Raw genomic sequence first — 16,227 nt, 5'->3', positions numbered from 1 at the left:
ACGAAGTATCCGTCGAAAAATTCGCTCCCCCTGTCGGATTGCGCTTTCCCCGTTCGTCTTGAATCCGAACACCCATTCAAGACAACGGGGACCTATCATGACCGTCACCGCCGAGCCCCTTCCGGCCTCCAGGCCCGCCCGCTGGGTCGGCCGCATTCTCTCCGGCCTCGTCATCGTCTTCCTGATGTTCGACGGCGCCATCAAGCTGGTGCCATGGCCGATCGTCACCGAAACCATGGACCGGATGGGCTACGGTTCGAGTGATGCGCTGATGCGTGGCCTTGGCGCCATCACCATTGTCTGTACGGTGCTCTACGCCATCCCGCCGACCTCCATCCTCGGCGCGATTCTGCTCACCGGCTATCTCGGCGGCGCGATCGCCTCGCATGTGCGGATCGACAGCCCCTTGTTCTCGCATACGCTGTTCGGGCTCTATCTCGGCCTGATGCTGTGGGGCGGGCTGTGGCTGCGCGATGCGAACTTGCGCCGCCTGATCCCCTTTCGCCGCTGAGTTGCTTCAACGATAATCTTCCGCCATGGAGCCGAACATGCTCGAAGTCATTGCCGTCATCGCCGTCATACTCGCCGTCGCCATCGCAGTCATTCTCGTGATCGCCGCGACCAAGTCGAGCACGCTCCGCGTACAGCGCGCGATCCGCATCAAGGCGCCGCCGGACGTGATCTTCCCGCTGATCTCTGATTATCATCAATGGCTGAAATGGTCGCCCTATGAAAACAAGGACCCCGCGATGAAGCGCAGCTATGACGGCGCCGAGCGCGGCAAGGGCGCCGTCTACGCCTGGAACGGCGACAAGAATGTCGGTTCCGGCCGCATGGAGATCCTGGAAAGCACGGCGCCGTCGAAGATCGTCATCAAGCTCGATTTCTTCACGCCGTTCGAAGGCCACAACACCGCCGAGTTCACAATGCTGCCGCAGGGCGATGTCACTCATGTCACGTGGCTGATGTATGGTCCGGCCAACTTCATGTCCAGGCTGATACAGGTGTTCATGAATCTGGACCGCATGATCGGCCGGGACTTCGAAGCCGGTCTTGCCAATCTGAAAACGCTCACCGAGAAATGAACGCAACTATCGTGTCCCGGACGCGACGCAGCGATACGCTGCGCCGCCGAGCCGGAACGCCACCGACACCACTGCCAAACCCAAGGAGCCCGCGATGCAGGTCAACCCCTATCTCTTCTTCAATGGCAATTGCGAGGAAGCGCTGAACTACTATCAGAAAGCGCTCGGCGCCCGGATCGAGGCGAAGATGCCATACGGCGACGGCCCCGCCGAGATGCCGATCCCGGCGGACTGGAAAACCAAGATCATGCACGCCCGCGTCACCATCGACGGCGAAGTGCTGATGGCGTCAGACGCGACGCCGGGCGATTACAAGGCGCCGCAGGGCATTTCGGTGGCGCTCGCGGTCGAAGACCCCGCGGATGCCGAGCGCCGGTTCAATGCGCTCGCCGAAGGCGGCACGGTGCGGATGCCGTTCGGCAAGACCTTCTTCTCCAACGGTTTCGGCATGTGCGTCGACAAGTTCGGCATTCCCTGGATGGTGAACAGTCCGAAGGAAGATATGTAAATCGCAGGTGCCGTAGCCGTAGGGTGGGCAAAGCGAAGCGTGCCCACCATTCGCGCCGCAGAAAAGGTGGTGGGCACGGCGCAAGAGCGCCTTTGCCCACCCTACAATCATTTGCACCTTGGATAGATCGCCGCGAGTTCACGCCCGCGTAACAGCAATAGGCGCGACGTCAATCCGCCGCGTCGCGCGATCCAGTCCCGTACCGCCGCCGGATAGGCCGCCTGCACTGCGCGCGAGGCTTCCGGTTCCGCATAGATGCGGCCGCGGCCGTCGATCGAGCGCGCGGCGTGAAATCCCAGCACCGCGCGGCGGGTCACGCAGATCCGCTCTTCCGGGATCGTCATCAGCACCAGTGTGCACGCCGACAGGCATGGCCCGTCGATCACCACCCGTTCGCCGGATTGGCGCACCCGATCGAACAGTTCGAGAAACGGGCCGACCTGTCCGCCGGGGCTGGAGAGAATGCGGATCTCGGCCCGCGCCGGCAGGATCGCCGCACACAGCGCGGCGGCGACAACGACTAGCCTGATGACCGCCCTTCGCATGTGCGGCTCCCTCGTCAGCACTGCCCTCCCGGCCAGTTACGCCGAGATATGTGGCAAGGTTTCGTCAAACATCTGCGCCGGAGACGCCGGCTCCTCCTTTGACCCACAGATCGCCGCCGCATCGCTGTTCCGCCGGCGTTGGCTGGTCGATGCCGGCCTTCGAAGCTCGTCTCACCAAGGCTCGTCGATCCTAATCCAAAATAGCGGAAACGACTAACCTTGCGTCGCTGGGTTACGCGCTTGCCACTCGAACAGGTTATGAATAATTCCGAGCGCAATCTCCCGCTCTCCCATGATGATGAGATCGGCGCCGAGTGACCTCAGGTGATCGACTTCGGCATCCGAATGGGCGCGTGCGATGATCTGGATGCCCGGATTGGCCCCGCGAGCCTGCTGCACGATCTGCCCTGCCTCGAATGCTTCCGGTATCGCAATCAGTAGATATCGCGCGCCTTCGAGATTGGCGGATTTCAGGACATCGGAACGTGCGGCATTTCCAACGATGGTCTCGAAGTTACTCTCGCGCAGCCTCGCAACGACATTGTCTGCATCCTCGATAATGAGGAACGGCTGACTGCTCTTCTTCAAGGCATCGGCAACAATGCTGCCGACGCGGCCATGGCCGACGAGTATTGTGTGACCTGTCAATCGCGTAGCCTCGGGCGCCGCGGATGATTTCGCCGATGCGGTCACCTGTCCCGCGTTTACGTCGGGGCCGAAAACATCAACGTCGCCGCGACCGGGCGGTCGCTCAAGGCGTCGGGACAACCAATCGACGGCGGCGAAGATCAGGGGATTGAGCATGATGGTGAGGATTGCGCCGGCCAGAATAAGGTCGCGTCCTGCCGTCGGCAGCAGGTTCAGTTTCACGCCAAGTTCGGCCAGAATGAACGAGAATTCCCCTATCTGGGCGAGACTGGCCGAGATCGTTAAAGCCGTTCCGACCGGATGACGAAAGGCGAGCACAATCAGGAACGCGGCTACCGATTTTCCAACGATGATGATGAAGAGCGTGGCGAGCAATGGCCAGGGCTCGTGCAGCAGGCTCGCCGGATTGAACAACATGCCGACGGAGACAAAGAACAGCACGGCAAAGGCATCGCGCAATGGCAATGTTTCCTGGGCCGCTCGCTGGCTCAGGGCACTTTCGCTGAGAATCATTCCGGCGAAAAACGCGCCGAGTGCAAGAGAAACGCCGAACAGCTTCGCCGATCCGAATGCCACCGTGAGGGCGATTGCGAGAACGGCGAGGCGGAACAGCTCCCGCGAGCCGGTATGCGCGATGTAGTGAAGGATCCAGGGAATAACGCGCCGTCCGACAATCAGCATGACGCCAACGAAGACCACGACCTTTGCAACGGTGAGTAACAGCACCCCGCCGAACCCCATCCCGAGCCAGGATGCCAGCCGGTCCGCCGGGATCGTGTTGCTGTTCGCGCCCTGCAAGCCAGCCAACGCCGGAAGCAGGACGAGCGCGAGCACCATTGCAAGGTCTTCCACGATCAACCAGCCGACCGCTATGCGGCCTCGCTCGGTCTCCATCAGCCGGCGCTCCTGCATGGCCCGCAGCAAGACCACGGTGCTTGCGACCGACAGGGCAAGCCCAAAGACCAGACCGGCGCCAATGGTCCATCCCATGAACAGCGCGAGACCCAGTCCCATCAGGCTGGCGACGACGATTTGAACGACGGCACCGGGCAGCGCGATCGCGCGCACAGACAGAAGGTCGTTGAGTGAAAAGTGAAGCCCAACGCCAAACATCAACAGGATGACGCCTATCTCGGCCAACTCGGTCGCCAGTGCCTGATCTGCGACGTAGCCCGGCGTAAACGGACCGGCTGCGACGCCTGCCAGCAAGTAGCCAACGAGTGGCGGAATTCGAAGGCGCTGGGCAATTGCGCCGAACACGAAGGCCAGTCCCAGACCGGCGACGATGGTGGCGATGAGAGGCGTATCGTGCGGCATTCCTGATCCTGCGTGGTTCCAATTCCCGCACTTTGCCATGGCCGCGCTGCCAAACCCTGCGACCAAGTGAGGCGGGACGATGCTCAACGATTAAGCGGCTGCACTTTGGCGCGCAAACTGCCTCGCATTCGTTGCGTCAATCAGGCTGTGGTTCCGCCTTGATGAGTCCACGCTCTGGTTGGGCTTCGTCAATCGTCCGCGCCGGAGACTCCGGCTTCGGTGAAGGTTGCCATGCCGGCGTGGCAGGCGAGCGCGGCGCGCGCGAGCAGGATCGCAACCCCCGCGCCTGACGCCTCGCCAAGCCGCATGTTCAGATCAAGCAGTGGATCCAGCTTCAGTTCTCGCAGAAGATCGCGGTGGCCGGACTCCGCCGAGACGTGCCCGGCGCGGCAATGGTCGAGCGCGCCTGCATCAAGACGGGCGAGCGGCAGCACCGCCGATGTCACGACGAAACCGTCGAGCAACACCGGAACTTTATACCGCCTCGCGGCGAGCACCGCGCCGGCAATCGCCGCGAGCTCGCGGCCGCCCATCGCCGCCGCCACCGCCAGCGGATCGCCGAGAATGCCGCGATGGAAATTCAGCGCGGTCTCGATCGCCGCGCTTTTGCGCGCCAGCCCGGCGTCGTCGACACCGGTGCCGCGGCCGGCCCAGCGCGCCGCCCCGCCGCCGAGCAGGGCCGCACACAGCATGGCCGCGGTCGTCGTGTTCGCGATGCCCATCTCGCCGACCGCGAGCAGATCGCAATTCTCTGGCACGGTGCAATAGCCGGTATCGACCGCGCTGAGAAATTCTCCTTCGTCCATCGCCGCCGCTTCGGTGAAATCGCGCGTCGGATGGTCGAGTTCGATCGGCACCACGCAGAGCTCGGCGGAAGCGGCCTTTGCGATCTGGTTGATCGCCGCGCCGCCTCCCGCAAAATTCGCCACCATCTGCGCGGTGACGGCCGGCGGGTAGGCCGAGACGCCGCGCGCGGCAACGCCGTGATTGCCGGCGAAGACGGCAATCGTCACCCGATCCAGCCGCGGCATCTCGCGGCCCTGCCATTGCGCCAGCCAGATCGCGAGTTCTTCGAGGCGCCCGAGGCTTTCAGGCGGTTTTGTCAGATTCTGCTGCCGCCGCGCGGCGCTGTTAGCCAGCCGCTGGTCACCGCGCGGCAAGTCGCGACAGAAGGCGCGGATGTCGTCTAGACTGTCGAACTGCATGCGATTCTCAACCTCGGATGGGGGCCGCACGCTAGAACGATTCTCCGGACATCTCCATGAATGAATGGTTCGACGACTTCAAAACCGCCGTCGCGTTCCTGACGCGGCTGCCGATGCCGCATCCGGATGGCGCGATGCCGCCAAATTTCGTGCGCGCGCACCGAATGTTTCCTGTCGTTGGCGCGCTGATCGGCGCCGCGGTGGGATTATTGTGTCTCGGCCTGCGATCCGTTGGCGTGCCCGATCTCGCGGCGGCTGCGCTGGCGCTCGGCGCCAGCGCGATCCTGACCGGCGCGCTGCATGAGGATGGCCTTGCCGATATCGCCGACGGTTTTGGCGGCGGCCGCGACCGCGAATCGAAGCTGGAGATCATGCGCGATAGCCGGCTCGGCACCTATGGCGCCATGATTCTGCTGGTGAGCTTTGCTGCAAAACTGTCCGCGCTGGCGGCCATTCCGGACGGCCATGTCGTGCCGGGTTTGATTGCTGCGCACGCGCTGGGGCGCGGCATATTGCCTGCGATGTCCCTGCAACTGCCCTATGCGCGCAAGGATGGGCTGGCCCGCAACGCCGGCCAGCCCGACGCTGCGACGGCCGTCATGGCTGCCGGTCTTGCGCTGGTGATCGCGCTGTTGTCGCTATCGTGGAGCAACGCACTGCTTGCCGCGATTGCGACCGGCATCACCGCGTTTGCCGTGGCGTGGCTGGCGCTGCGGCAGATCGGCGGCCAGACCGGTGACGTATTGGGCGGCGCCGAGCAGGTCGCGGAGACCACGATCCTGGTGCTGCTTGCAGCGAGATTGGCACAGCCTTGAGTACCGAAACAAATCTCTGGCTGATCCGCCACGCGCCGGTCGACGGGCCGCGCGGGGTGATCCACGGCCCCGACGCGCCGGCCGATCTCGGCGATGCTGCAGTCTTTGCCGTGCTGAAGGCACGATTGCCGGCGAACGCTTTTGCGGTGTGCAGCCCCGCACGCCGTACGCGCGAGACTGCCGAAAGGCTCGGTCTCGATCCGCTCGATCAGCCGGCCTTTCGCGAGCAGGATTTTGGCGCATGGACCGGACGGCGCCACAGCGAACTCGAACGCGAACTCGGTCCGGCCTATCCTGAGTTCTGGAAGTCACCCGCCGGCAACCGGCCGCCCGGCGGTGAGAGTTTCGTCGACCAGATCGATCGCGCGCGGGCAGGGCTTGCGCTGTTGCCGGCCGGCGAGGTGATCCTCGTCGTGCATTCCGGCACCATCCGCGCCGTGCTTGCGATCGCGCTCGATCTCGCGCCCGAGCAGGCGCTGCGTTTTGTCATCGATCCGTTGTCGCTGACCCGGATCGATCGGCTAGAGAACGGCTGGCGCGTGGTTGCGGTGAACGGGTAGTGCGGGAGCAAAGAAGTGCGCTCCCCGGAACGAACGGCAAGACTACTCGTTGATGCCCGATGATGGATCATCTTTTCCTCAGCACGATCTGCGCGAGCGTCTTGCTGCTCGTGACGGCGTTTGCCTTGGGAACACCCGGCTTGAAACTGGATGTTCCAGCGGAAAAGACCGTGCTGTTGCGCGTTGCAGCACGCTGAACGATCATCTTCCTCCACGATCCAGCAAAGCTACCGCGGAACTAGCCATTCCGACGCTGGCCGCGCAGGGTCGGCAGGCCAATGCCGGCGGCGTCGAAGCCTCCATCGACGGCGAGGACCTGGCCGGTGATGTAGCTCGAGCGCTCGCCGCACAGGAAGAAGATCGCCTCCGCCAGTTCCTCTTCGAGGCCGTAACGGTTGAGCGGAATGGCGTCGTGGTAATCGGCGCGGATTTCCGGCGTGTGCACCTGTTTTGCCATCGCCGTCTCGACCGGGCCGGGTGCCACGGCGTTGACGCGAATGCCGAGCGAGGCCAGTTCCACCGCGAGCTGTTTCGTCAGATGCGCAAGCCCGGCTTTGCTGGTGCCGTAGGCCGAGCGCAGCGTGGAGGCGCGCACCGCGGAAATCGACGTGATGTTGACGATCGCGCCGCCGCCATGCTCGCGCATCAAGGGTGCTGCCGCCTTGGTGCATAGGAACGGGCCGGTGAGGTTGACCGAAAGGATCCGGCTCCAGTCTTCATCCGAGGTGTCCAGCAGCGGCGCGAACACCGCGATGCCGGCATTGTTGACCAGCGCATCGAGCCGGCCGAAGCGTTCGTTCACCGCCGCCATGGCCTTTGCCACCGCGCCTGCATCGGAGACGTCGCAATGCAGCGCCAGCGTGTTGTCGGGATTGGCGAGACCGGCTACCGCCGCGCGCAGCAACTCGCCTTCGATATCCAGCAGCGCCACCTGCCAGCCCTCGGCGAGAAAGCGTTTCGCTGTCGCGAGCCCGATGCCGCGCGCGGCGCCGGTGACGAGGGCAACTTTTGACGAAGGAGAGGGCATGGGCAGGGTCCGTTGGCGAGAGCGAAGATTTCCCGCTCCTATAGCGCAAGCCTTGAAGTGTGTCGCGGCGCCAGCGATGCAGAATTCGACGTCGCTGGGTGGGCGATATGCAAAATCCGATACGGGCGGTCGTCCCGTATCGGATTGAGCCGATGGCGATGTCTTAAAGTGCTAGCGCTGCGCGATCGCCTTTGCTTCCGCGGCGGCGCGCTGCACTCACTTTCGGTTTACGACGCTCTCATACGCCGCCTGCAATCGCTCGCCGACCGATGGGCCGATTCGCTTGCGCCGCTTCGTGCCGAGATGACTCTCGCGCAACTCGTCCATGAACTCCGCCCATAGTTTCGGTCCGCCCTCGCTGAGCAGCCGCGCGCGGATGCCGAGTTCTTCGCTGACCGGCAGATATTTGTAACCCCACGCCGCCATCTGCGCGAGAACGGGCATCAGCTCGACGCCCTGTTCGGTGAGCGAATAGATTCCCTTCTGCTTGTGCGTGGGATCGTCCTCGCGGGTGATGATGCCGGCGTCGAGCAGGGTCTTCAGCCGGTCGGCGAGAATGTTGGAGGAGATGCCTTCCTCCGATTTGGTCAGCAGTTCGCGAAAATGCCGCCGGTTGCCGAACATCATGTCGCGGATGATCAAAAGGCTCCATTTATCGCCGAGCACTTCCAGCGAGAGATTGATCGGGCAGCCGGAGCGGCTGATGTCGGTCATGTTCGGTTCCAAACAGGCGGGCGGGCGCCCCAAAAAAACTGCTTGCAATATTGCACCGGTTGCCTCAGAGTACAACTAGTTGCAAAATGCAATCGGTTCTTGAAAAGGAGGCACGCGATGGCGAAACTGATCATGTGGAACCTGATGACGCTGGATGGCTTCGTTGAAGGCCCGAACCGCGACATTTCCTGGCATTCCGACGTCTGGGGCGAGGAGCTGGAGCAATTATCGATCGAGCAGATGAAGGCCGCCGGCGGATTGCTGTTCGGCCGCGTCACCTACGAGTTGATGGCGAGCCACTGGCCGAGCGCGACCGGCGCGGTCGCCGATTTCATGAACGCGGCGCCGAAATACGTTTTCTCGCGCACGGTGAAAAAGTCCGATTGGAACAACACGCAGATGTTCGAGGCCGACGTATCAGGCACCGTCGCCCGGCTGAAGCGTGACAGCGCCAGGGACCTCTTTGTGTTCGGCAGCGCAGATCTCGCCAGCAGCCTGATCTCTCATGGCTTGATCGACGAGTTTCGCATCGCGGTGAACCCGGTCATCCTCGGCGGCGGTACGCCGTTGTTCAAGCAGGGCGAGAAGGTCAAGTTGAAGCTGGTCGACAGCCGGCCGTTGTCGACCGGCATCGTGATCCTTCGCTACGTGCCGGCCACCGCAAAATAAACCTCAAGGAAATGTCGGCGCGCGCAGGCGCGGGTCGTCTTGTTACATCGGGAGTCTTCCATGTCGCTCACACTTCATTTCCACCCGCTTGCCTCGTACTGCTGGAAGGCGTTGATCGCGCTCTATGAGAACGACATCCCGTTCACGCCGAACCTGGTCGATCTCGGCAACCCGGCCGAGCGCGCGGCGCTGGTGAAGCTGTGGGGGATCGGCAAATTTCCGGTGCTGCAGGACGACGCGCGAGGCGAGATCGTTCCGGAGTCCAGCATCCTCGTCGAATATCTCGATCGCCATCATGGCGGCGGGACGCGGCTGATCCCGGCCGATCCGGACCGGGCGCTGCAGACGCGGCTGCGCGATCGCTTCTATGATCTCTATGTCCATTTGCCGATGCAGAAGATCATGGTCGACCGCCTGCGCCCGGAAGGAAAGCGGGATGCTTATGGCGTCGAAGAGGCGAGGGCGCAGTTGCGGACTTCCTACGCCATGATCGAACGGCAGATGGCCGGCGGCGGCTGGGCGATGGGCGCTGATTTCACGCTGGCCGATTGCGCCGCGGCGCCGTCGCTGTTCTACGGCAACATGGCCGAACCGTTCGGCGATGGCCACAAGAACGTTGCCGCTTATCTGGAGCGGCTGAAGGCGCGGCCCTCCGTCGCGCGCGTGATGAAGGAGGCGGAGCCGTATTTCCAGATGGTGCCCAAAGAAAACCCATAAGGAAAATTGAGAAGGAGCGCCGAATGGTCGGAGCCAGCAGGGCAGATACGATCCGCAGGATATTTGCAGCCTACCTGTCCAACGACCGCACGTTCGTCGAGGATGCCTTCAGCGACGAATTCCGCTTCACCAGCCCGTTCGATGACAACATCGACAAGGCGACCTATTTCGCGCGCTGCTGGCAGAACAGCGACTGGATCGAACGGCACGAGCTGGAGCGGATTGTAGTCGACGGCGATGCCGCCTTTGTGACCTACCGCTGCGTGGCGAGGGGCGGAAAGAGTTTCCGCAATACCGAGTTCTTCGTCTTCGTCGGCGACAAGGTGACGCGCATCGACGTCTATTTCGGCGCGTCCTACCTGGACGGCAAGTTCGTCAGGCAACCGGAATAGCCACACATTCTGCATCGTTCCGGTCGCATGTGCGATTGGCCCCGATTCTGCGGCGTATCAAGCTGTGCAGCTTGCTGCGCCGCGTCCGGGACACGATTGCTCCAAAAATAATTTTTCTCGACATGTCGGGGGCGTAAAAGCCCGCTCGTCTTGTTGACGAAGGCCGGCGCGACAGCCCGCCCAAACCGACGAAACGGAGCGCGACAATGCGATTCATGGTGATTGTGAAAGCCAGCAAGGACACGGAAGCCGGCGTGATGCCGAGCACGGAACTGCTGGCCGCGATGGGCAAGTTCAACGAAGAGCTGGTCAAGGCCGGCGTGATGGAAGCGGGCGAGGGTCTGCATCCGACCTCGAAGGGCGCGCGGATCAAATATGCGGGCGGAGAGGGCCGCGCCAGCCGCGGTCCGTTCCCGCTGTCGGGAGATCTTGTCGCCGGCTTCTGGCTGATCAACACCAAATCGCTGGATGACGCGATCGCGTGGATGAAGCGCGCACCGTTCCTCGATGGCGACGAGGTCGAAATCCGCCAGGTGCTCGCGGCGGAAGATTTTGGTGAAGCGCTCACCCCCGAACTGCGCGAGCAGGAAGAGCGGCTCCGCGCGCAGGCTGGGAAGAAGTAATTTTGCCCGTCATTCCGGGGCATCGCGCAGCGATGAACCCGGAATCTCGAGATTCCGGGTCTGGTCCTTCGGACCATCCCGGAATGACGACAACCCAACAAGGACACCTCACCATGCGATTTATGATGCTGATGATCCCCCTGGGCTACGAGACCGCGCCGCCCGACGTCCAGCTCGATCCCGAACGCGTCAAGGCGATGATGAAATACAACGAGGCGCTCAAGGAGGCCGGCGTGCTGATCGCACTCGATGGCCTGCATCCGCCGTCGATGGGCGCGCGGGTTTCCTTCGCCACCGGCAAGCCTGTCGTCACCGACGGCCCGTTCACCGAGGCCAAGGAAGTGCTCGGCGGCTACTGGATGATCAACGTGAAGTCCCGCGAGGAGGCGATCGCCTGGGCCAAGAAATGCCCGGCCAGCGAGAACGAGGTCATCGAAATCCGCCAGGTGCAGGAGATAGGCGATTTCTCCGAGGAAGTGCAGCAGGCGGCCAAAGGCTTTGCGGAATTGCAGAAAGGAAATGCACACAAGGCTCGGTGAGATTGGGCACGCTTCGAAGCGCAGCCGTTAAGTCGAGAGTCTATCGCCGATCCGTCAACCGCAAGGGAGGAGAAACCTCATGAGCTCCAATAATACATTCCTCGCAGTTTTCCTCGGCAGCAAGACCGGTGCGAAAATGGCGGCCTGGAATGCGCTGCCCGAGGCTGAGCGGCGCGCCAGGGAACAGCAGGGAATGGCGGCATGGAAGGCCTGGGTCGAAAAGCACCAGGCGGCAATTGTCGCCATGGGGGGCCCGCTCGGCAAGACCAAGAAGGTCGATTCAAACGGTATTGCCGCATCGGCAACGAGATGGGTGCCTTCACGGTGGTGCGGGCCGGCTCACATGAGGCCGCCGCGAAACTGTTCGAGAACCACCCGCATTTTGCGATCTTTCCCGGCGAGCGCGTCGAAATCATGCCGGTCCTCCCGATTCCGGGCGGCTAAGAAACCGGAATTTTGCGGCGCCATTGCCCGCCGTTAACCTTCATGAACGGCGCAAAATAAGTGACCTTTGCGCCCCACTCATGTTAAAGCCATTTACATGAGTTGGCGCAAGGACCAGGGCCGCAGCGAGCGCGGCTACCACCACGGCAATCTGAAGGAAGCGTTGCTGCAGGCGGCGCTCGATCTGATCTCGCAGAAGGGGCCGGCCGGCTTCACCTTCGCCGATGCCGCGCGCATGGCCGGCGTCAGTCCGGCCGCGCCGTATCGGCACTTTCGCGACCGTGATGAATTGCTGTCCTCGATCGCCCAGCGCGGTTTTGAGCAGTTCGAGGCCATGCTCACGCAAGCCTGGGACGACGGCCGCCCGGATACCGTCACGGCGTTCGAGCGGGTCGGCAAGGCCTATCTGGCCTTTGCCCGTAACGAACCCGCGTTCTATTCGGCGATGTTCGAATCCGGCATTCCCGTTGAATCAAACCCGACCCTGATGGCCGCGAGCGAACGCGCCTTTGCTCTCATCCGCGCGGCTGCCGAGCGGCTGGCGGCGATGGCGCCGCCCGGCGTGCCGCGGCCGCCGGCGATGATGATGGCGTTGCACATCTGGTCGATGGCGCACGGCGTGGCCTCGCTGTTCGGCCGTGGCGATGGCGCGCGGCGCAAATTGCCGATGTCGCCCGATGATCTGCTGGAAGCGCAGGTGCTGATCTATTTGCGCGGCCTCGGCTTCCCGACCGACCGGCGGCCGTCCGGCCCGCCGCCCGTTCCCCCGGCCGGCGGCTCTTCGGGTCCCTGGGGAACTCCCAAATAAAATTCTGCAAGGTGCGGCGCGCCGCGCGCTTGACAAAAACGCTGGATGGTTTAGGTATGTAAATGTTATTTACATTCACAACGGCGTGATCGCCGTCATGGAGAGGGAAATGGCCTACACCGCAGATGTCAATCGCTGGCGCGGCCCGACGGAAGAGACCTATCGCCAACGCCCGCATATGCTTGAAAGCCCCTGGCACCCCGGCTGGATTGTGGTGACCATCCTCGGCTTCATCATCTGGTGGCCGATCGGACTTGCCCTTCTCTTTTTCACACTAGGGAGCAGAAAAATGGGTTGCTGGAGTCACGACGATCGCTGGGCGAACAAGATGGAGCGGATGCAGTACAAGATGGACCGGATGCGCAACCGCATGGAGCGCCGTGGTTTCGGCGGCTTCGGCTTTGGCCAGCCCTCGAGCGGCAACCGCGCCTTCGACGAGTACCGCATGGAGACCTTGCGCCGGCTCGAGGAAGAGCAGGTCGAGTTCAGGAATTTCCTCGACCGCCTGCGCCACGCCAAGGACAAGGAAGAGTTCGACCAGTTCATGGCGCAGCACAAGCAGCGTCCGACCCCGCCGAACGACCAGCCGCAGCAGGGCTGAGCTAACGGCCAGCAAGGTTCAGCCGCGGGTGTGATGCCCCCATGACGCCTGACGGCGGATACAGCCGCCCATCTGCGAAAGCAGGTGGGCGGTTTGTTTTTTATTGTCGTCGAAGATGTGATGCGATCTAGCGCCCGCAACGGTACTGCTCTCCCTCTCCCGCTTGCGGGGGAGGGCCGGGGTGGGGGTCTCTCCACGAGTCTGACCTCAGAGCGAGTTCGTCTCGGCCTCCGCGAGCGGGAGAGTGGAGCAGTCTGCGAAAGCCAGCTCATCGCCCTCCGCTAGCGATATTCCGCCGCCGGTCTATATTGTGCGGAGAGTTCATCCTGGGCGGCTGTCATGAATGCAATGCTATCCGTCGATCAGCTCTGGCACTCGATCCGCCGTGAAGCCGAAATCGCCCTCGCGCGCGACCCGGTATTCGGCGCGTCGCTGTCATCAACCATTCTTGATCATCCCGATTTTGCCGGCGCATTGGCGCACCAGATCGGCGCGCGGCTCGGCAGGAGCCAGGCGGATCGCGCACGCATTGCCCAGTTCGCCCGTGACGCCTTCGCGGCTTCGCCCGACCTGATCGACGCGGCGAGCCGCGATCTGCAAATCATCGCCGTTCACGATCTCGCGAAGACGACGCTGCTGCCGCCGCTTCTGAACTTCAAGGGCTACGTCGCGCTGCAGGCCTTTCGCGTCTCCAGCTGGCTTTGGCGTCGAGGCCGCACAGATCTCGCGCTGCTCATGCAAAGCCTGTCGTCCGATCAGCTTCAGGTCAGCATTCATCCCTCGGCCTCGATCGGCACGTCGGTGTTTCTCGACCACGCCACCGGCATCATCATCGGCGCCTTTGCCGTGATCGGCGACGACGTGACGATCCTGCAGAATGTCACCATCGGCCGAAAAACTTCGGAGCCGGACCGCGCGCCAAAGATCGGCAGGGGCGTTTATATCGGCGGCGGCTCGACCATTATCGGTGATGTCAGCATCGGCGATTTCGCCAAGATCGGCGCCGGCGCGGTCGTCGAGCACGATGTACCCGCGGGCTACACCGCCGTCGGTATCCCTGCGCATTTGACGAATTGCCCGGAGACGGTTCTCACCTGAGCGCGCGTGGTCTGTAGCCCGGGCGAGCGACTTGTCCGCCGAAGCTCAACGAGCCTAGGCGGAAGCGACCCCGGAACAGTGTCCCCGCATATCGCTTGCGCTCATGCGGGCTACAAATTGCCCGCGCACTGCGAACATGTCGCGAGATCGCGAATCTATTTCCGCGTCATTGCGAGCGCAGCGAAGCAATCCATCTATCCCCGGGCTGAGGCGTGGATTGCTTCGCTGCGCTCGCAATGACGCGGTGAGAACTAGCGACTTTCCATCCTGAGGAGGCTACGCTTCAGGCCGCCCGAAGGCGCGGCCACCGGCCCAGCCACAACCCGTCGGGACAGCCCCATGGAACCCCGGTTCCCGGCTCGCAACCGTCCGGCCGGGCTGGATTTCCGCCTGTCGGATTTCCCTTTGGTAACCTAAAGTTAACCAAGCTTAGCGTCTGGTTAGGGACGGAATGACGCGCTGACAGCCCTCGTTTTGACATGTTGGCAGGGGAAGCAGGGCCCGGCTTTCGGCGGGCCCCCCATGCGACAGGAAAGAGGCTTCTCGCGCTGGCGCAAATCGCCGCGCCCAACGCGCGGCCGTGGAACCGGCAGCCATTTGCTCCCGGAGGAATTAGGGACACTTGCGTTGAGAGGATACCGCTTATGAATCCCGCCGACGTGGCGCCGTCAGCTTTGCCGATGATCGCGGCCGATGTGTCGCTGATCTCGCTGTTCATGCAGGCCCACTGGGTCGTGAAGTCGGTCATGCTGGGCCTGCTCGCCTGCTCGGTCTGGGTCTGGGCGATCGCGATCGACAAGATTTTCCTTTATTCGCGCACCAAGCGTGCGATGGATCGCTTCGAACAGGCGTTCTGGTCGGGGCAGTCGATCGAGGAGCTTTACCGCGCGCTGTCGGCCAAGCCGACGCAATCGATGGCGGCGTGTTTCGTCGCGGCCATGCGCGAGTGGAAACGCTCGTTCGAGAGCCAGTCGCGTTCCTTCGCCGGACTGCAAATGCGGATCGAGAAGGTGATGAACGTCTCCATCGCCCGCGAGGTCGAACGGCTGGAGCGGAGGCTCCTGGTGCTCGCAACGGTCGGTTCGGCCGGGCCGTTCGTCGGCCTGTTCGGAACCGTCTGGGGCATCATGTCGAGCTTCCAGTCGATCGCGGCTTCGAAAAACACTTCATTGGCAGTGGTCGCGCCCGGCATTGCGGAAGCGCTGTTTGCGACCGCTATCGGTCTTATCGCCGCCATCCCCGCGACCATTTTCTACAATAAGTTCACGTCCGAAGTGAATCGGCAGGCGCAGCGGCTGGAAGGTTTTGCCGACGAATTTTCCGCCATCCTGTCCCGCCAGATCGACGAGCGGGCGTGAGAACGGCACATGACGAGCGCAGCGTGAGATCACGATCATGGCGATGAACATGGCAGGTTCGGCAGGCGGTGGCGGTGGACGCCGCGGCCGGCGTCGTGCCGCCGTGATGGCGGAGATCAACGTCACGCCGATGGTCGACGTGATGCTGGTGCTGCTCATCATCTTCATGGTGGCGGCGCCGCTCATGACCTCGAGCATCGATATCGATCTTCCCGTCGCCGGTGGTGGCAAGCAGATCCAGGCCAACGCGCCGCCATTGACGCTGTCGGTCAAGCGCACCGGTGGCGCCTGCAATTCCAACGTCGAGCTTTATCTCGGGGATACGCCGATTCCGGCCAATGAGCTCCTGCCCAAGATAACGGCGATCAAGGAGACCCGGTCCGAGGCCGAGCGCGTGGTATACCTGCGGGGCGACAAGGACGTTTGTTACACGGATATGATGAAACTATTGGGGTATATTCGGCAGGCGGGGTTCAAGGCGAATATCGTCATCGTGCCGGAGCAGGGCTCCTGAGCATGGAATGGCGTATGATGGCTGAGGGGGGAGCGGGAAA

The 16,227-nt window shown here is 62.9% G+C and carries 21 protein-coding genes and 1 pseudogene; 17 read left to right on the top strand and 5 right to left on the bottom strand.

Annotated features, from left to right (window positions below; translation table 11 throughout):
* The first annotated feature begins 97 nt into the window (after positions 1-97).
* The 3 genes from LMTR21_RS35080 to LMTR21_RS35070 all read left to right on the top strand — a co-directional run bounded on the left by LMTR21_RS35080 (position 98) and on the right by LMTR21_RS35070 (position 1,593).
* Positions 98-511, top strand: coding sequence for a DoxX family protein (locus LMTR21_RS35080; protein ID WP_065752066.1), 414 nt, complete (start codon positions 98-100; stop codon positions 509-511).
* A gap of 37 nt (positions 512-548) precedes the next feature.
* Positions 549-1,085, top strand: a complete 537-nt coding sequence (locus tag LMTR21_RS35075; RefSeq protein ID WP_065752280.1) for an SRPBCC family protein — start codon at positions 549-551, stop codon at positions 1,083-1,085.
* Positions 1,086-1,179: 94 nt separating this feature from the next.
* Complete coding sequence (locus tag LMTR21_RS35070; RefSeq protein WP_065752065.1) at positions 1,180-1,593, top strand: VOC family protein; 414 nt, start codon at positions 1,180-1,182, stop codon at positions 1,591-1,593.
* Positions 1,594-1,700: 107 nt separating this feature from the next.
* On the opposite strand, the gene LMTR21_RS35065 is transcribed toward LMTR21_RS35070, so the two are convergent.
* From LMTR21_RS35065 to cobT, 3 genes are all read right to left on the bottom strand, one after another.
* Positions 1,701-2,138 carry a hypothetical protein gene (locus LMTR21_RS35065; RefSeq protein WP_065752279.1) on the bottom strand — a complete coding sequence of 146 codons (438 nt, stop codon included), beginning with the start codon at positions 2,136-2,138 and terminating at the stop codon, positions 1,701-1,703.
* Positions 2,139-2,351: 213 nt separating this feature from the next.
* Complete coding sequence (gene ybaL, locus LMTR21_RS35060) at positions 2,352-4,103, bottom strand: YbaL family putative K(+) efflux transporter (RefSeq protein ID WP_065752064.1); 1,752 nt, start codon at positions 4,101-4,103, stop codon at positions 2,352-2,354.
* Positions 4,104-4,291: 188 nt separating this feature from the next.
* On the bottom strand, positions 4,292-5,308 hold the full coding sequence (gene cobT, locus LMTR21_RS35055) for a nicotinate-nucleotide--dimethylbenzimidazole phosphoribosyltransferase (protein WP_065752063.1): 1,017 nt from the start codon (positions 5,306-5,308) through the stop codon (positions 4,292-4,294).
* Positions 5,309-5,364: 56 nt separating this feature from the next.
* Between cobT and cobS the strand changes: the two genes are divergently transcribed.
* From cobS to LMTR21_RS41545, 3 genes are all read left to right on the top strand, one after another.
* The gene (gene cobS, locus LMTR21_RS35050; protein WP_065752062.1) at positions 5,365-6,123 is read left to right on the top strand and encodes an adenosylcobinamide-GDP ribazoletransferase; all 759 of its coding nucleotides are present in this window, start codon (positions 5,365-5,367) and stop codon (positions 6,121-6,123) included.
* The gene (locus LMTR21_RS35045; protein WP_065752061.1) at positions 6,120-6,683 is read left to right on the top strand and encodes a histidine phosphatase family protein; all 564 of its coding nucleotides are present in this window, start codon (positions 6,120-6,122) and stop codon (positions 6,681-6,683) included. The genes cobS and LMTR21_RS35045 overlap by 4 nt, the downstream gene beginning before the upstream one ends.
* A 62-nt stretch (positions 6,684-6,745) precedes the next feature.
* Positions 6,746-6,880, top strand: a complete 135-nt coding sequence (locus LMTR21_RS41545) for a hypothetical protein (protein ID WP_283813531.1) — start codon at positions 6,746-6,748, stop codon at positions 6,878-6,880.
* A 41-nt stretch (positions 6,881-6,921) separates the two neighbouring features.
* Here LMTR21_RS41545 and LMTR21_RS35040 read toward each other — a convergent pair whose 3' ends face one another.
* Positions 6,922-7,710, bottom strand: a complete 789-nt coding sequence (locus tag LMTR21_RS35040) for an SDR family NAD(P)-dependent oxidoreductase (RefSeq protein ID WP_065752060.1) — start codon at positions 7,708-7,710, stop codon at positions 6,922-6,924.
* A gap of 216 nt (positions 7,711-7,926) precedes the next feature.
* Positions 7,927-8,424: a winged helix-turn-helix transcriptional regulator gene (locus LMTR21_RS35035; protein WP_065752278.1), complete on the bottom strand. Its 498-nt coding sequence runs from the start codon at positions 8,422-8,424 to the stop codon at positions 7,927-7,929.
* 117 nt (positions 8,425-8,541) lie between these two features.
* Between LMTR21_RS35035 and LMTR21_RS35030 the strand changes: the two genes are divergently transcribed.
* The 11 genes and pseudogenes from LMTR21_RS35030 (at position 8,542) to LMTR21_RS34980 (ending at position 16,187) form a co-directional block, all read left to right on the top strand.
* Positions 8,542-9,093, top strand: coding sequence for a dihydrofolate reductase family protein (locus LMTR21_RS35030; protein WP_065752059.1), 552 nt, complete (start codon positions 8,542-8,544; stop codon positions 9,091-9,093).
* A gap of 60 nt (positions 9,094-9,153) precedes the next feature.
* Positions 9,154-9,810: a glutathione S-transferase family protein gene (locus LMTR21_RS35025; RefSeq protein ID WP_065752058.1), complete on the top strand. Its 657-nt coding sequence runs from the start codon at positions 9,154-9,156 to the stop codon at positions 9,808-9,810.
* A 23-nt stretch (positions 9,811-9,833) separates the two neighbouring features.
* Entirely contained in the window at positions 9,834-10,202 is a 369-nt protein-coding gene (locus LMTR21_RS35020) for a nuclear transport factor 2 family protein (RefSeq protein ID WP_065752057.1), read from the top strand.
* Positions 10,203-10,408: 206 nt separating this feature from the next.
* A complete protein-coding gene (locus tag LMTR21_RS35015) occupies positions 10,409-10,825 on the top strand; it encodes a YciI family protein (RefSeq protein ID WP_065752056.1) in 417 nt (138 codons plus the stop codon).
* A gap of 113 nt (positions 10,826-10,938) precedes the next feature.
* Positions 10,939-11,364, top strand: a complete 426-nt coding sequence (locus tag LMTR21_RS35010; RefSeq protein ID WP_065752055.1) for a YciI family protein — start codon at positions 10,939-10,941, stop codon at positions 11,362-11,364.
* Positions 11,365-11,443: 79 nt separating this feature from the next.
* A pseudogene (locus tag LMTR21_RS35005) lies at positions 11,444-11,808 on the top strand (hypothetical protein).
* A gap of 97 nt (positions 11,809-11,905) precedes the next feature.
* A complete protein-coding gene (locus LMTR21_RS35000) occupies positions 11,906-12,616 on the top strand; it encodes a TetR/AcrR family transcriptional regulator (protein ID WP_065752054.1) in 711 nt (236 codons plus the stop codon).
* A gap of 109 nt (positions 12,617-12,725) precedes the next feature.
* Positions 12,726-13,217 (top strand): DUF2852 domain-containing protein, encoded by a 492-nt coding sequence (locus tag LMTR21_RS34995; protein ID WP_057835135.1) that lies wholly within the window; start codon positions 12,726-12,728, stop codon positions 13,215-13,217.
* A gap of 339 nt (positions 13,218-13,556) precedes the next feature.
* Positions 13,557-14,315 (top strand): serine acetyltransferase domain-containing protein, encoded by a 759-nt coding sequence (locus LMTR21_RS34990; protein ID WP_065752053.1) that lies wholly within the window; start codon positions 13,557-13,559, stop codon positions 14,313-14,315.
* A gap of 644 nt (positions 14,316-14,959) precedes the next feature.
* The gene (tolQ, locus tag LMTR21_RS34985) at positions 14,960-15,673 is read left to right on the top strand and encodes a protein TolQ (RefSeq protein ID WP_065752052.1); all 714 of its coding nucleotides are present in this window, start codon (positions 14,960-14,962) and stop codon (positions 15,671-15,673) included.
* Positions 15,674-15,710: 37 nt separating this feature from the next.
* A complete protein-coding gene (locus tag LMTR21_RS34980) occupies positions 15,711-16,187 on the top strand; it encodes an ExbD/TolR family protein (protein ID WP_065752051.1) in 477 nt (158 codons plus the stop codon).
* Positions 16,188-16,227 lie beyond the last annotated feature (40 nt).

Origin of the sequence: Bradyrhizobium paxllaeri (genome assembly GCF_001693515.2) — a bacterium.
In the GTDB taxonomy this organism is placed as follows: domain Bacteria; phylum Pseudomonadota; class Alphaproteobacteria; order Rhizobiales; family Xanthobacteraceae; genus Bradyrhizobium; species Bradyrhizobium paxllaeri.
This window is presented reverse-complemented; position numbering and strand designations above follow the sequence as displayed.

Excerpts from the sequence above, each read along its gene's own strand:
- LMTR21_RS35080 (WP_065752066.1), top strand. The coding sequence starts at position 98 with ATGACCGTCACCGCCGAGCCCCTTCCGGCCTCCAGGCCCGCCCGCTGG.
- LMTR21_RS35075 (WP_065752280.1), top strand. The coding sequence starts at position 549 with ATGCTCGAAGTCATTGCCGTCATCGCCGTCATACTCGCCGTCGCCATC.
- LMTR21_RS35070 (WP_065752065.1), top strand. The coding sequence starts at position 1,180 with ATGCAGGTCAACCCCTATCTCTTCTTCAATGGCAATTGCGAGGAAGCG.
- LMTR21_RS35065 (WP_065752279.1), bottom strand. The coding sequence starts at position 2,138 with ATGCGAAGGGCGGTCATCAGGCTAGTCGTTGTCGCCGCCGCGCTGTGT.
- ybaL (WP_065752064.1), bottom strand. The coding sequence starts at position 4,103 with ATGCCGCACGATACGCCTCTCATCGCCACCATCGTCGCCGGTCTGGGA.
- cobT (WP_065752063.1), bottom strand. The coding sequence starts at position 5,308 with ATGCAGTTCGACAGTCTAGACGACATCCGCGCCTTCTGTCGCGACTTG.
- cobS (WP_065752062.1), top strand. The coding sequence starts at position 5,365 with ATGAATGAATGGTTCGACGACTTCAAAACCGCCGTCGCGTTCCTGACG.
- LMTR21_RS41545 (WP_283813531.1), top strand. The coding sequence starts at position 6,746 with ATGGATCATCTTTTCCTCAGCACGATCTGCGCGAGCGTCTTGCTGCTC.
- LMTR21_RS35040 (WP_065752060.1), bottom strand. The coding sequence starts at position 7,710 with ATGCCCTCTCCTTCGTCAAAAGTTGCCCTCGTCACCGGCGCCGCGCGC.
- LMTR21_RS35035 (WP_065752278.1), bottom strand. The coding sequence starts at position 8,424 with ATGACCGACATCAGCCGCTCCGGCTGCCCGATCAATCTCTCGCTGGAA.
- LMTR21_RS35030 (WP_065752059.1), top strand. The coding sequence starts at position 8,542 with ATGGCGAAACTGATCATGTGGAACCTGATGACGCTGGATGGCTTCGTT.
- LMTR21_RS35025 (WP_065752058.1), top strand. The coding sequence starts at position 9,154 with ATGTCGCTCACACTTCATTTCCACCCGCTTGCCTCGTACTGCTGGAAG.
- LMTR21_RS35020 (WP_065752057.1), top strand. The coding sequence starts at position 9,834 with ATGGTCGGAGCCAGCAGGGCAGATACGATCCGCAGGATATTTGCAGCC.
- LMTR21_RS35015 (WP_065752056.1), top strand. The coding sequence starts at position 10,409 with ATGCGATTCATGGTGATTGTGAAAGCCAGCAAGGACACGGAAGCCGGC.
- LMTR21_RS35010 (WP_065752055.1), top strand. The coding sequence starts at position 10,939 with ATGCGATTTATGATGCTGATGATCCCCCTGGGCTACGAGACCGCGCCG.
- LMTR21_RS35000 (WP_065752054.1), top strand. The coding sequence starts at position 11,906 with ATGAGTTGGCGCAAGGACCAGGGCCGCAGCGAGCGCGGCTACCACCAC.
- LMTR21_RS34995 (WP_057835135.1), top strand. The coding sequence starts at position 12,726 with ATGGCCTACACCGCAGATGTCAATCGCTGGCGCGGCCCGACGGAAGAG.
- LMTR21_RS34990 (WP_065752053.1), top strand. The coding sequence starts at position 13,557 with ATGAATGCAATGCTATCCGTCGATCAGCTCTGGCACTCGATCCGCCGT.
- tolQ (WP_065752052.1), top strand. The coding sequence starts at position 14,960 with ATGAATCCCGCCGACGTGGCGCCGTCAGCTTTGCCGATGATCGCGGCC.
- LMTR21_RS34980 (WP_065752051.1), top strand. The coding sequence starts at position 15,711 with ATGGCGATGAACATGGCAGGTTCGGCAGGCGGTGGCGGTGGACGCCGC.